At 45.5% G+C, this 13,277-nt stretch carries 13 protein-coding genes; 7 read left to right on the top strand and 6 right to left on the bottom strand.

Annotation, left to right across the window (positions count from 1 at the left end; all coding sequences use genetic code 11):
- Positions 1-264 precede the first annotated feature (264 nt).
- Both JGK16_RS27190 and JGK16_RS27185 read right to left on the bottom strand, forming a co-directional pair.
- The gene (locus JGK16_RS27190; RefSeq protein WP_293185242.1) at positions 265-954 is read right to left on the bottom strand and encodes a hypothetical protein; all 690 of its coding nucleotides are present in this window, start codon (positions 952-954) and stop codon (positions 265-267) included.
- 142 nt (positions 955-1,096) lie between these two features.
- Positions 1,097-1,954: a TlyA family RNA methyltransferase gene (locus tag JGK16_RS27185; protein WP_293185241.1), complete on the bottom strand. Its 858-nt coding sequence runs from the start codon at positions 1,952-1,954 to the stop codon at positions 1,097-1,099.
- A 236-nt stretch (positions 1,955-2,190) separates the two neighbouring features.
- On the opposite strand from JGK16_RS27185, the gene JGK16_RS27180 reads away from it, so the two are divergent.
- Positions 2,191-2,454: a hypothetical protein gene (locus JGK16_RS27180; RefSeq protein ID WP_293203514.1), complete on the top strand. Its 264-nt coding sequence runs from the start codon at positions 2,191-2,193 to the stop codon at positions 2,452-2,454.
- A 206-nt stretch (positions 2,455-2,660) separates the two neighbouring features.
- On the opposite strand, the gene apcB is transcribed toward JGK16_RS27180, so the two are convergent.
- On the bottom strand, positions 2,661-3,170 hold the full coding sequence (apcB, locus tag JGK16_RS27175) for an allophycocyanin subunit beta (protein WP_293143500.1): 510 nt from the start codon (positions 3,168-3,170) through the stop codon (positions 2,661-2,663).
- 358 nt (positions 3,171-3,528) lie between these two features.
- On the opposite strand from apcB, the gene glnA reads away from it, so the two are divergent.
- Positions 3,529-4,950: a type I glutamate--ammonia ligase gene (gene glnA, locus JGK16_RS27170; RefSeq protein ID WP_293185237.1), complete on the top strand. Its 1,422-nt coding sequence runs from the start codon at positions 3,529-3,531 to the stop codon at positions 4,948-4,950.
- Positions 4,951-5,032: 82 nt separating this feature from the next.
- Here glnA and JGK16_RS27165 read toward each other — a convergent pair whose 3' ends face one another.
- On the bottom strand, positions 5,033-5,476 hold the full coding sequence (locus JGK16_RS27165) for a hypothetical protein (RefSeq protein ID WP_293185236.1): 444 nt from the start codon (positions 5,474-5,476) through the stop codon (positions 5,033-5,035).
- Between the two features lie 406 nt (positions 5,477-5,882).
- Positions 5,883-7,097 (bottom strand): transposase, encoded by a 1,215-nt coding sequence (locus JGK16_RS27160; RefSeq protein ID WP_293185234.1) that lies wholly within the window; start codon positions 7,095-7,097, stop codon positions 5,883-5,885.
- Positions 7,098-7,440: 343 nt separating this feature from the next.
- On the opposite strand from JGK16_RS27160, the gene JGK16_RS27155 reads away from it, so the two are divergent.
- Complete coding sequence (locus JGK16_RS27155; RefSeq protein WP_293185233.1) at positions 7,441-8,664, top strand: SPFH domain-containing protein; 1,224 nt, start codon at positions 7,441-7,443, stop codon at positions 8,662-8,664.
- Between the two features lie 679 nt (positions 8,665-9,343).
- Here JGK16_RS27155 and JGK16_RS27150 read toward each other — a convergent pair.
- Positions 9,344-9,469, bottom strand: a complete 126-nt coding sequence (locus JGK16_RS27150; protein WP_293203512.1) for a hypothetical protein — start codon at positions 9,467-9,469, stop codon at positions 9,344-9,346.
- A gap of 125 nt (positions 9,470-9,594) precedes the next feature.
- On the opposite strand from JGK16_RS27150, the gene JGK16_RS27145 reads away from it, so the two are divergent.
- The 4 genes from JGK16_RS27145 to JGK16_RS27130 all read left to right on the top strand — a co-directional run bounded on the left by JGK16_RS27145 (position 9,595) and on the right by JGK16_RS27130 (position 13,119).
- Positions 9,595-9,909 (top strand): YkvA family protein, encoded by a 315-nt coding sequence (locus tag JGK16_RS27145; RefSeq protein WP_293185232.1) that lies wholly within the window; start codon positions 9,595-9,597, stop codon positions 9,907-9,909.
- 317 nt (positions 9,910-10,226) lie between these two features.
- Positions 10,227-11,270 (top strand): UDP-3-O-(3-hydroxymyristoyl)glucosamine N-acyltransferase, encoded by a 1,044-nt coding sequence (gene lpxD / locus JGK16_RS27140; protein ID WP_293193536.1) that lies wholly within the window; start codon positions 10,227-10,229, stop codon positions 11,268-11,270.
- Between the two features lie 198 nt (positions 11,271-11,468).
- Positions 11,469-11,900: an AbrB family transcriptional regulator gene (locus tag JGK16_RS27135; RefSeq protein ID WP_293185253.1), complete on the top strand. Its 432-nt coding sequence runs from the start codon at positions 11,469-11,471 to the stop codon at positions 11,898-11,900.
- A gap of 355 nt (positions 11,901-12,255) precedes the next feature.
- On the top strand, positions 12,256-13,119 hold the full coding sequence (locus JGK16_RS27130; RefSeq protein ID WP_293185230.1) for a CPBP family intramembrane glutamic endopeptidase: 864 nt from the start codon (positions 12,256-12,258) through the stop codon (positions 13,117-13,119).
- Positions 13,120-13,277: the final 158 nt, after the last annotated feature.

Here is a 13,277-nt window from a genome sequence, read left to right as displayed (position 1 = left end):
CTCCTAGAGCGCTGAAGCGCAACTACGTACCTCTCGAAAAAATGGTTTTTGCACAACAAATGAGATGCTCCCAGAGCGCTGAAGCGCAACTACGTACCTGCTCCCAGAGCGCTGAAGCGCAACTACGTACCTGCTCCTAGAGCGCTGAAGCGCAACTACGTACCTGCTCCCAGAGCGCTGAAGCGCAACTACGTACCTGCTCCCAGAGCGCTGAAGCGCAACTACGTACCTGAAAATTAGATAAGCACCCCACAGCTTGTATTCTTATCGTCCCGCGATTCTCACACCTTCCCTAAAATGAACAATCGTCGCAATTACCGCAATACAAAAGTAGAATATTCTAATCAGCCAAAAACAAACCCGCATTGACCAAGAAACAATCGTCGGAGCAACACCAGTTAACTGCACAAATCTCGAATTAACCTTTTTTTCAAAGCTGTCGAGGTCTTTCATCTCAGATTGTTTTGTGGGAATCACCGGAAACTGACCTGTATATACATAATAACCGAGAAAACCTTCCACTCCTACCTTTCGGTTCAAAAATGAGTTGGTTAATGTTGCAGTTTCCGCCGGCGCTAACTTATCCGATTCCGCTACTTTGTCCAGCCAAGAATTATATCTGATGGCTGGCGTACTCATGAAAACTATGGGAACTATAGGTATCAACAAAGCCGCACTAATTTGGCGACTGTATTTAGGATGTAGCAGTTTTGTCGCGATGCCAAATCCCATGCCGATAAAAGCAAATACCAATATATTTAACAGTTCAATAATTTCGATGCCCCTCAACAAATCACCGATAATCAGAATTGTATATAATAATTTATCTGCCAGTAGCAGAGCTGCGAACTTGATGAGAATTGACACGCCTACAATAGTAGCTGCAATCGCCAGATAACCTATGCCACCTAGGACGTACAAGAAAATCGAACCGACTTGTTTTAATGGCTGCATGGAATTATTCACTCTTGTGAAAGTTTAGGAGTCTGATTGACAAAACAATTTAAAATTTTAGATAAATCTGGCTCTCCACATTTGAGTCTTAAAATTGATTAGTTTGACATTTTGCAGTCAATCTAAAATCTAAAATCTAAAATCACTTGACAAGTTCCTGCGCGGCCGCTTTTGCGACTTGTGCGATCCGTTCCTTCACAACACCCTCTTCGTTAGCGCAGCCCTCGAAGAGGATCGCACTTTGGTCTGGTTCCTGTTCGCGATCGATCCCCAACCATAGAAGATACTCGATATTACCGGCCGGGCCAAGTAAAGGCGACCACGTTAAGCCTCTTTCCTGCCATCCTAAAGCTGTAGCTGCCTTCCACACTTGAAAAATCGCATCGGCTTGAGTTGCCGAGTCTCTGACTACGCCTTTTTTCCCGACGCGATCGCGCCCCACCTCAAATTGCGGCTTTACCAACAATACCGCTTCTCGCGGTGGTGCCAACAATTCCCACAGCGCCGGTAAAACCTTATCCAGCGAAATAAACGACACATCTACTACCGCCAAATCTGCTCGCGGTGAGTCGCCGTAAAGCTCCGCAGCAGTCATGTAGCGCAAATTGGTGCGTTCTTTCAAAATTACCCTCGGATCGTTGCGTAAGCGCCAATCAGCTTGACCGTAGCCAACATCGATCCCGTATACCAGTGCCGCACCGGCTTGCAGCAAGCAGTCGGTAAAACCGCCTGTGGAAATGCCGCCGTCGAGACAGATTCTGCCCGCGACGGGAATTGCAAATATTTCTAAAGCTTTGGCTAATTTGTCGCCGCCTCTGGAAACGTAGCGCGATCGCTGTTTAATCAAAATATTGGCTGCAATGTCAACCTCAGTGCCCGGTTTGTCAATTACCTGTTGGTCGATCGAGACTTGGCCAGTCCGAATCAAGGCTTGAGCTTGTTGTCGGGAGGTACATAAATCCAGGTCTACCAATAAAGTGTCTATTCGTTGTTTAGCCAAGATGTTTAATCTGTACGGATAGGGTTAAGGACTGTATCAGATTAGCACTTACGCAAAAACCCGACTGCGGATTTTTTATAATTATTTGGGTTTTCCGAGGGCGATGCCCTCACATCAGCATTTGTATAGTATTTTGAAGCTCGATCGCCGATCGCTCCTACCCCACATGATGTGACTGAGATCGCTATGAGCCTGTAGTTTTATCACACATCGACATTCGTAGAATCACATAAAAAATGTCGCAAATCAAAGATTATGTAAATACAGGGGAATGCGCTACAAACACAATCAGGGCGATGGACATGAAAAAAACGAACTTTCCGATCAGAAATTCTGACATTTGTCAAGAAAATCCTCTGGCCTTCGTCAGCGGCAACCTAATCCACATTCTTTACCCCAACGGCGAAGTAGAAGCAATCAGCACCGACCAAATCAACCGCCACCACACGAAAAATTCCCTCGACAAATGCCTCGTCTGGGGATATGTCGGCGATTTTTAATACCAATTTCCAACAAGAATACAAATGAAGAGCCAACTCCAAACCCTTAGGCAGTAAGTCATTGTCTATTCTTTAAGCCCCAATCGAAAATGGTATAATCCGTAAAAAAGATCGCTTTTCTGCTGTGATGCCAAAAAAGCGATCGAGAGCCTGCTACGTGCAAGCCACAAAAGCAATTTGCTGCTAAAAAAACCAGCTTGCTTGACTTAAATATCTTGTTCGCTCAATTCGCGAATCATGTAATCAAAAGGCTGTTCTAGAAAAGGCCCGACAGACAAGCCGGCAGATTCAACCTGAGCCTTAACCATCTCCTTCATAATGCTAATCCCCATTACCGTCGGGCCGATGGGAACGCTCAGAGAATTGTAAGTTTCTCGCAAACCTTGGAGCACGCGCTCGTCGAGCACATCGGTACTTCCAGCCACCAAGGCGTAAGTAGCGTAGCGCAAGTAGTAGTCCATATCTCGCAGACAAGCCGCGTAGCGACGAGTTGTGTAGGCATTACCACCGGGACGAATCAGTTCGGGCTGTTCTGCAAATAGCTGAATACCAGCTTGCTTGACAATAGCCGCAGCATTGCTGTTAATCGCTGCTGCTGCTTGTACCCGTGCTGTGCCAGTTGCAAAATAAGATTTCAACCGATCGATACCATCTCGGTCTAAATACCTACCAGCAACATCATAATTTTCAATCAGACTCGTCACGGCATCGCGCATAAGTTTCTCTCCCAAAAATCTTTATCAATACTTTGCTATCTGAGATAGACCGCCTATTGTAGACTACTACAAATCGGCCTTTGATTAAGATTTGAGATAGGATTTGCACACAGGGTAGTCCCTCCCCGGCAAATGACCGCCAAGTTCAGCCGTTTGCCTGATATCAACAGCCGAAACACAGACAAGGCAATCATCACAAATTGTCCTGCCCCACTAGACCCACTTTAATATTTTGTATCTATTGTTACAAAACTGTGGGTACTCAAGGCATACGATCGCGCAAACATTCTGAAATCTGCCGTTAGCGAAGCACTCGTTGCAGGATCGCCCGCAACAAAACCAATATCAGGAGTAAGTCATGTTCCAGACACCCCAAGAAGCCCTCAACTACATAAAAGAAAATAAGATCCAGATCGTCGATCTGAAATTCATCGATATGCCGGGGATCTGGCAACACCTTTCCCTGTACCACGACCAAATCGACGAAACCGCCTTCACCGACGGCGTACCCTTCGACGGTTCCAGCATTCGGGGCTGGAAAGCCATCAACGAATCAGACATGACAATGGTCATCGATCCTACCACCGCGTGGATGGACCCGTTCATGGCAGAACCCACCATCAGCTTCATTTGCAGCATCAAAGAACCCCGCACCGGCGAACCGTACAGCCGCTGTCCCCGGACGATCGCCCAAAAAGCCATAGACTACCTGCTGACCACCGGTCTCGGCGATACAGCATTCTTCGGCCCAGAAGCAGAATTCTTCATTTTTGACGACGTTCGCTTCGACCAAACCCAAAATTCCGGGTATTATTACGTAGATTCCGTCGAAGGTCGCTGGAATTCCGGCAAAGAAGAAGCAGGCGGCAACCTCGGCTACAAACCGCGTTACAAAGAAGGTTATTTCCCAGTAGCACCAACCGATACCTCTCAAGACATGAGAACGGAAATGCTGCTGACAATGGCCAAATGCGGCGTACCAATCGAAAAGCACCACCACGAAGTCGCCACCGGCGGGCAGTGCGAACTCGGTTTCCGGTTTGCCACATTAGTCCAAGCCGCAGACTACTTGCTGACATACAAATACGTCATCAAAAACGTCGGCAAAAAATACGGCAAAACCATCACCTTCATGCCCAAACCGCTGTTTAACGACAACGGTTCCGGGATGCACGTTCACCAGTCGATTTGGAAAGACGGCCAACCGCTATTTGCAGGCGATCAATATGCAGGTTTCAGTCAAATGGGACTGCATTACATCGGCGGCATTCTCAAGCACGCCCCGGCACTTTTGGCAATCACCAACCCGACGACCAACTCCTACAAGCGGTTAGTTCCCGGCTTTGAAGCGCCAGTAAACTTAGCTTATTCTCAAGGAAATCGATCGGCATCAGTGCGAATTCCCCTTTCCGGGAACAACCCGAAAGCCAAGCGCTTAGAATTCCGCTGTCCCGACGCGACATCCAACCCCTATTTAGCCTTTGCAGCCATGCTGTGTGCAGGCTTAGACGGCATCAAAAATCAAATCGATCCGGGCGAACCTTTGGACGTAGATATCTATGACCTTTCCCCGGAAGAATTAGCCAAAGTTCCTTCTACTCCCGGTTCCTTGGAAGGCGCGTTAGAAGCTTTAGAAAAAGACCACGCTTTCTTAACAGAAACAGGCGTCTTTACCGAAGATTTCATCCAAACCTGGATTTCTTACAAACTCGACAACGAAGTCAACCCGATGCGGTTACGTCCTCACCCTTACGAGTTTGCTTTGTACTACGACTGTTAGAAAATTAAGAATCAAAAATGGAAATTATGCCATTTTTAATGCTTAATTAAAAAGAACGCCGCCCTAAAAAGTGGCGTTTTTTTTAGAACTTCTGGATCAGCGCCCAGACTTTGCCTTTACCGGAGACTATCTCGGCGACACCGCGAGTAGTAGCGCCCATTGTAGCGTCAGAGACATTCTCTACTGCCCATTTATTTGCTTTCTCATCAACGATGAATAAATCGTCAGCGGCAGTGCCTTCCTGAAGGCGATATATCTTATTCAGGATGAAACGTCGCCGCGCCTCAGCTTTTGGTAGGCCCCTAACTTCATCTGGATCGACAGATAGGACACTACCTGGTTTTAATGTACCTTTTGAAGTCTTAAAATTGCGATCGCTCTTTGCTGCTATTTGCACCCTGTGAAGTGGCAAACTTAACTGAGTTTCAGAGATAATCCAAACCGCAGCTAGCGCCCCACTTTTTCCCAAACCCAGAACCGCTGCAAAGGCTGTAAAAATTAACAAAGGCTTGAAATAATTCATCATATTTGTGCTTCTTTGTGTGTAATGTGCTGCTTGGAGATGGTGTCCGAAGACAATTACCCCGATCGAACCTTATTGATTGCACGGTATGAAAGGCTAAATATGCCAGTCAGAGAAACCAGTATCGACAAAGCTTGGGAATTTTCAACTTATTTTTTTCATACCCTGATTAAGCAACACCTGATGGGACACCAGATGATTATAAATTAGCAATTAGCAATCAAGTAAGTAAGTACGTGAGAATAATTATTTTGATAGAACCCATTTAATATAGTTTCCGGTTGTATCGGTATTGTTTAAACCGTTAACAGTTAACTGTTAACCGTCAACATCACCTGACGGTGCAACCGGAATTGATATTAGATGCAAACTAGATCCAGTACGTGGTGACATACTCCTACACTGACTCTTAGAGTACAGTGTAGGCTTCCAAGACAATCCGGCTATCGCTTAGGAGACTCTTGGCTTTAAGAACGGGATGCCCCACCGCTCTGTTCTTTATATTTATCGCTGCATTATGGTCACGGTCTAGACTACATCCACAATGGGGGCAGTCGTGCCAGCGTTGATACAGTTTTTTAGGAACTTTCACACCACAATTAGAACAATCTTGACTCGTACCAGACGCTTGAACCGGGATCACCAATAAACCAGCTTTCTCGGCTTTGTTTATCAGTATCGACAGAAAGCTTGACCATCCAGCATCAAGTACAGACTTTGCTAACCGGGTACGCGCAAGTCCCTTAACATTCAAATCTTCAACTGCAACAACATCATATTTTTCCAATAAGTTGTTCGCCGTTTTGAAATGAAAATCTTTGCGTTTGTCTGCAACTTTTTTATGTTGTTTGCCTAGTTGTTTTACTGCTTTTTGTCTGCGATTACTACCTTTTTTACGACGAGAGACACGTTTTTGAATAACTTTTAAACGTTTCTGTGATTTTCGGTAGTGTTGGGGAATAGCAACAGTTTCACCTTCAGAAGTTGTCAAAAACTCCTTTAGACCAACATCAATCCCAGTCATTGACCTTGGATTTATATCAGGCTTGATTTCGGGAACGGTTGAATCTTCCAAGCTTAGAGTTACATAGTAACCGTCAGCTTTTTTCGTGATAGATGCGGTTTTAATTTTAAAATCATCCGGTAGCGGTCGATGCAAAATAACTTTAATTTGACCTAATTTGGGCAAAGAAATTCTACCATTGGCAATACAATCAGGTTTAATTCTTGGGTATAAGAAAGTTCTGTATCTACTACGAGCTTTAAATCTTGGTTTTCCGCTACGTTTTCCGTTGCTATCCCCCTTTACAAATCGGTCAAAAGTTGTTTTCACTCGCTTGACAACATCCTGCAAAACATCGGAATAAACATCTTTGTAATGAGGATGCGTCTCTTTCAACTTAGGGAGTGTTCTTTTTTGCCCAAAATATTCGGGGTAATCTCGCAGCTCCGGGAGATGACAAACAAGTGGACAGGCATTGATTGGACAACGATTTTGCTCATACCAATTAAATCTATCTGCCAGCAAATAATTATATTGAGCGCAACACATAGACAACCATCGGTCTATTTCTTGCGCTTGCTGTTTTGTTGGACGTAGCTTGTATTGGTATGCCGTTTTCACCTGTTATTTACCTCCTGTTATAGATATGATAGCATAGACGTGATAACAATGGGTAGACAAAAATATGAAAACTACAAGATTAAATGTGCGGATGTCCGAACGTCGATTGAATAAATTAAGGGCGTATGCAGTAAGTAAAGATAAAACAGTAACCCAAATAGTGGAGGACTGGGTTGACCAACTGCCGAACACAGAAATTGGCAAAAACTCAACTACCCTTCTCCCGGTCATTTTTGCGGATTGATATGGTCAAAGGGTGTCTCATTTTTGCCTCGCAATTCCTCTCATCACCTCCCTTCGGGTAGGTGAGAGGCTCCTTGCTGTTCGTGCTGAATGGGGACTCGTGGAGGCGTACAGTATAGAAGTTGCCGAACAGGCACACCGATCGCCCGATCGACCGCCAGCAATTTGTTACCCTAAAAGTAGAATCATTCCTCCCTCAACGCATCCCATGAACAACGCCTCTCCCCTGATTCAAACCGTGACTCCAGAACGCTGGGCCGGGTTTAGCATGGACTTCATAGGGGCGGGTTGCACAGGTTTGTTGGTCAAAAACGGCCGCGCCGTGCGTACCCTGAAATCCGGGCGCCATTTCAGCTTCGCCCTTCCCCTACTGGAACAGTGTCAAATTGTCCTCGTAGATACCAAACTTCGCAACTTGGACGTGCAGTCCCACGGAGATTTTTTGTCTAAGGATAGATTTTTAATTGATGCGACTTTGACGGTTATTTATCAAGTTATAGATCCGAAACGGGTAGCTTTGGAATTGTCCGATCCGATCGCGGCTTTAGCAAGTGCAGTTAAAGATTGTATGGGATTAGCGATCGGGCAATTTTCTTTACAACAGCTTATCACCCAAGGTCGGCTGTTGCTGCGCCAAAATTTGCTCGATCGCGTCCAAGACTTTTATCCCCTAGGTTTTAATTTAGAAGACGTGCGAATTGGCGATGTCAGCTTCCCCGAAACCAACGGAGTGATTCGCCAAGTTGAGGGAATGAGTGCGCGACAGGAAGCAGAAAATTCGGCCGCCCTGCAAATGAGAATTGCTGAAGCTGGCCGCCCGATCGCACCTCAAGCTCCCGTCCAGCAGTTAAACTTAATTTCAGGTCATTCTCCGGCGAGTCTTCCAGCTTCTGAAACAGCAGCATCATTCGATCGCGATTTGCAACAACTGACAGAACAACTCGCTCAAAATAGTCTCCCACCCGCGAGAAATTCACCTTCACTTGCACCGACGGTACTCGCCAGCAGCGATCGCAAAAATACTGCCTATTTAATCTACAAGTTTTCTGGACAGGCGATCGGTTTAACGGCTAATCCTTTTACAATTGGACGCGAACCGACTAACACTTTAGTATTGCAAGATCCGCAAAGTTCGCGCTACCACGCCCAAATCCGCCGCGCCACTGACGAAGTTGGCAAACAGCGATATCAACTTGTCGATAGCGGCAGTTCCAACGGCACTTTTGTCGGAGGGCAGAGGCTGGCTGCTAATGAGCCTTTTTGGTTGGCAAATGGTTGCGAAATTGCGATCGGCGACCAAAAATGGGTGTTTCAAGACGGGTGAAAACTACCCTTTTTTCGATCGAACTTAATGCCCTGTCCAAACTCGGACTACGGGTATTTTCTGATACTAATTTTATTTATTTGTACTTAGGCTGACCGTAGGGCGATCGGTGAGAATAGTAGCTGTAAAAATCGGATTTTCAAACCCATACCGAGATTAATGTCAGCCTGAAATCCAATGAATGCAAGGATTGTGGGAAAGAAGTTACAGGATGAATGTGTATTTTGACTGAGTTTTAACCCGAAAAATGTCAGTAATTCGGGCGATCGACCGCATCGCGAAGTTCAAAAAAAGTAGGTGTCAACTTATACCAAAAAACTGTTCCTTAGTGAACCGTTTTATTTGTTCAAATATGGTAGATCCTAAGACAAGATATTTTGAGTTTCGACGATCGAAATATTAGCAATCAACCGATCGCCCACATCCCAAAACAAAAATAACAGGTGTTATTTTATACTAAAAAAAGGTTCTTGCACGAACATTTTGATTATTGAAAATATGAGGAGGAAATCAGACTAATTTAAGATTGAGGGAGGCCAATAAATTGAACTGATAAATTGTGTGCAAGTCACGATCGCGTAAAAGTACAAAATTTAGGCAAAATCTTTAGTTGTCTATATTTTAGAGAGGGAGAATTGGCAAATTATGGAAGAGATCGAGGCGCCATTCGAGCAAGGAGTCAAGTAGCTGCACGATCGGGATTTTGAGCAGGCGATCGCGCTTTCCCTTGCAAGTGCTGCAACTCGATCCCAACTATACCGACGCTTGGAAGTGTCCCGGCTTGGCCTTCGGACACGTGAAGCACATCGCCCGTACCCAATTCCAAATGTCCCTGAGTAGAATTCTCTTCCCAACCCTAGGGGGGATATCTCCACAAGCATTTCGAGGGAGAATTTGTCAAGATTGAAAATATAACGAGAGGACAACCCCATGAGCTTTTCTATACAATCGATTTATACCTGGTACCGCGAGACGCTCCGCAACCCCAAGTACCGCTGGTGGATTATTCTGGGAACACTGGCATATCTGGTAAGCCCGATCGACATTGCGCCGGATTTCCTCCCCGTAGTCGGACAAATTGACGATGTGGCGATCGCAGTATTGCTGATTTCCGAAGTGTCCCAAATGGCGATCGACTATTTTAAATCCCGCCAAACACAGACAGCCTCAGCCTCAGAACCAACCGACACCTATTCAGAAGGGACACCCCGCACCGTAGATGTAGAAGCCTCTTCTGTACAATAGTTGCCAAAAATAACTGAATAGTTTACAGCTTTTTGAGAGTGAGTGGGAGCAGAAAACATCGGCTCCCTTTTGCATGGGCGCTGCTAAACTCATGGGTGGGCGATCGAACAGGTTCTTCGTGAGGACTTCAGTCCTTTCCAGGTTCTTCGTTTCCAGGTTCTTCGTGAGGACTTCAGTCCTTTCCAGGTTCTTCGTGAGGACTTCAGTCCTCATAATTTTAAAGAATAAAAACTGAGGACTAAAGTCCTGACTACAAACAATCGAACATGATATGATTTTGAGCTTGAGGAATCGGTGTTAACAGCAAATTTTCATTTATGCAGTTTAGCGACTTAGTAGAAAAACTGAATTTAGCCAACAGCCACAGCCTAAAAGCCTCCAGCGCGGACGATCGAGAAATTACAGGCACCGCCCCAGTCGATGAAGCCACATCGGGTACGATCAGTTACATAGAAGGAGCTAAATTTGCCGCTCATGCAGCCACTACAAACGCTTCAGCCTTAATTTTACCCTTAGATGAAGGCTTGCAAGCTCAATGCAGCGATCGCAACATCGCTTGGATTTCCGCAGCAGATCCCCGATTGCTATTTGCTCAAACCATCGGCCTTTTTTACCAACCATTTCGCCCACCATCCGAAATACATCCCTCCGCTACAGTTCACCCCGAAGCTGAAATCGGTGAAAATGTCAGTATCGGCCCCCACAGCGTGATTCAAGCAAAAGTCAAAATCGGCAATAACGTTTGCATTCATCCAAATGTCGTAATTTACCCAGATGCAGTAATTGGCGAAAATACAGTTCTACACGCTAACTGTGTGATTCACGAACGTGCTCGGATCGGGGCAAATTGCGTCATTCACAGCGGTGCGGCGATCGGGAGCGAAGGTTTTGGGTTCGTGCCGACAGCCTCAGGATGGGTGAAAATGGAGCAGTCTGGCTGCACGGTATTGGAAGAGGGCGTTGAGGTGGGCTGCAACAGCACGATCGACAGGCCCGCCGTCGGAGAAACCCGCATCGGCCAGAATACCAAAATCGACAATTTAGTACACGTAGGTCACGGCTGTCAAATCGGGAAAAATTGCGCTTTTGCCGCCCACGTCGGCTTAGCGGGCGGAGTAATAATTGGCAATAATGTAATTTTGGCAGGTCAAGTAGGAATAGCCAATCAAGCTAAAATTGGAGATGGCGCGATCGCCACAGCCAAAGCCGGAATTCACAGCGACGTGCCCGCAGGTGCGATCGTGACTGGGGTTCCAGCAATTCCCCACAAACTCTTTCTCAAAGCCGCTGCTGTGTACAACCGCTTACCCGAAATGTACCAGTCCCTGAGACAAATTCAGCGCCGGATCGATCGCCTTTGAAGAAAAAACTCCGATGGAAGCAGCTATAAATCACAAGCTGGAAGGCTTAATTATCAAAGGTTTTATTTTTTTAGAGTTTTGCTGAAAAATATTTTTAGTAAAACGCATAAATTTAAGTATATATTTTTGATAATGCTACAAATCGGCACAAAAGCTTATTTGCAAATCGCAGGTATTCCCCGATCGCTTCTCAACATAATGATTGAAACTGCCACAGATCCACTTACAGGAAAAGCCCTGCTTCAAAAACTCAAAGAACTCGCTCACTTGCCCAAACGAGAAACCGCAAAACACTGCGGCTACTACTCTACAACAAAAAACGATCGCACCCGCGTTAATCTCAGCGGTTTTTACAATGCTGTACTCGCCGCCAAGGGGATTCCCTTAAGTTCAGAACGCAAAAAAGATGGTCGGGGTAGAGAAGCAGCTTATCGCGCCAGCGTCCACAAAAACGGTCAAATTGTACTCGGTACGGCTTACACTGAATCGATGGGATTAACACCCGGAGATCGGTTTGAAATTAAGTTGGGTTACAAGCACATTCACCTGATCCAGGTAGATGGCGATCGCAGTCAGGATCGGAATCCGAGCTCAAGCGAGGAAGACGAAACCGATAATGCCGAGGAATAATGCTTTAAGACCACTAAGGTGAAGATAAATTAACAATTAATCTCTAATTCGATTAATTGTGCATCTTCCAACGATCGCACGGGTATAATGCCGATAAAACCGGGTTTGACATTATAGCATTTCCGGTAAATGACTTAAAAAAAGTTTGTAGTGAGGACTTTAGTCAAGCGTAATGGATGCGGACTAAAGTCCTCACTACAAACCTATTTTATTGTGTGGTTCTAGCTAACATGATTTTATTAGTCAATATCCGATCGCCAAACCAAACATATTCGGCAGAAACCTGGTTTAACAGCGTAAGTCCTATTACCCATAAATCGCTGCACTCTCTTCTATTTGTGAGACAATCGCTTAAATGTGGAACAGCCTGAATAACCTGCGACTGGTGTCGCCATCAATACCGGCAATTGTCAAAGTAATTGTTTTTTTCTCAACTTGGGCTTGTTTGTGGCTGCCCGTAGCAATTATACTGGCGATCGCCCTCAAATGGCATCCGCCCCAACCCTTAGGCAACAAAAAACTGCCTTTACTAGCTTCCCTCTACTTAATTGTCCCCTTAATTTTGTGGGCGACAACTTGGATCGAAGGCGCATCTTTGGCTGACTGGGGTTGGGATTGGCAACCCGCAACTTTCATATCCTCGCTGCTGGGATTAACATTAGCAGTAGTCAGCTTAACCATTTTGTTCGGCGTGCAATTAACCGCTGGTTGGCTGGAACTACAAAACACCAAAGTTCAAACCGAAACAGGCGAAACAATCATTCATTTTCCGGCTTCAATTCTGAAGCCTTCAACTCTCGTGACTCTGTTATTAGCCCTGTGGATTAGCGCGACAGAAGAGTTAATCTTTCGCGGCTGTTTGCAAAATCTACTCCAGCAAGATTACTCAATACTAACCGCAGGTGCGATCGCCAGTTTGATTTTTGCGATCGCCCACCTAATTTGGGCAGCAAAAGAAACTATACCGCAACTACCTGGATTGTGGCTGATGGGTCTGGTTTTAATTTTAGCCCGCATCACCGACAATGGTAGCTTAGGATTGGCGATCGGACTCCACGCCGGATGGATTTGGGGTATAACTACCGTAGATACAGAAGGACTAATTAATCAAACCAACAAAGTACCGGAATGGATTACAGGAATAGCAGCAAAACCCCTCGCAGGTGCGGCCGGAATCCTGTTATTGCTAGCAACAGCAGCCGTAATTTTGTTAATCTAAATAAGACTTATTGCTAGAGGTATGTTGTTGGGCTTTAGCCCTCAGATAGCTGAGGTATGTTGTTGGGCTTTAGCCCTCAGATAGCTGAGATATATTGTTGGGCTTTAGCCCTCAGATAGCTGAGATATATTGTTGGGCTTTAGCCCTCAGATAGCTGA

Source organism: Microcoleus sp. PH2017_09_SFU_O_A, from assembly GCF_020738625.1.
Classification (GTDB): Bacteria; Cyanobacteriota; Cyanobacteriia; order Cyanobacteriales; family Microcoleaceae; genus Microcoleus.
This window is presented reverse-complemented; position numbering and strand designations above follow the sequence as displayed.